This window comes from Massilia sp. 05N420, assembly GCF_056397205.1.
The window spans coordinates 1-462 of record NZ_JBFTMX010000170.1 but is presented as its reverse complement, the minus strand read 5'-3'; the positions used below and the strand labels follow the sequence as shown (position 1 = coordinate 462).

General features: G+C 60.8%; 1 protein-coding gene. It reads left to right on the top strand.

The features are described from left to right. Nucleotides 1-242: 242 nt before the first annotated feature. The coding region (locus AC1DIX_RS27825; protein ID WP_477328579.1) for a DUF2306 domain-containing protein at nt 243-462 on the top strand (220 nt) is incomplete at its 3' end.

The window sequence follows — 462 nt, the reverse complement described above, 5'->3', positions numbered from 1 at the left end:
CCAGGATATCGTTCGGGCCGGGAACCGGCTTTTCGGCTTCCACCACGGCAAGTCTGCCGGTTGCTTCCAGACGCAGGGCCTTCATGATTTTCTCCTCGCTCCGACGCCATCAGGCGCAAAAATGGGCTGATGCGTCAAGGCTTGACGGCAAGGCCCCGGGAAGAGCCGAAAGAGTTGACGCCCGCCTCTTGCGCCGGGCCGCATCCGGCGGAAAGATCATGGCGTTCCCGAGGAGATAGTAGATGACCCTAGAACCCTTGCTCGATGCGCAGCCTGCAATCCAGATTCATGTTGCGACGGTCGTGCCCGCTGCCTTGCTCGGCGCCTATCTGCTGTCGCGGCCCAAGGGCACGCCGCGGCACCGGTTGCTCGGCAAGATCTGGATGGGGCTGATGGTGATCACCGCGCTCTCCACCTTCTTCATTCACGAGCTCAACATGTTTTACGGTTTTAGCCCCATTC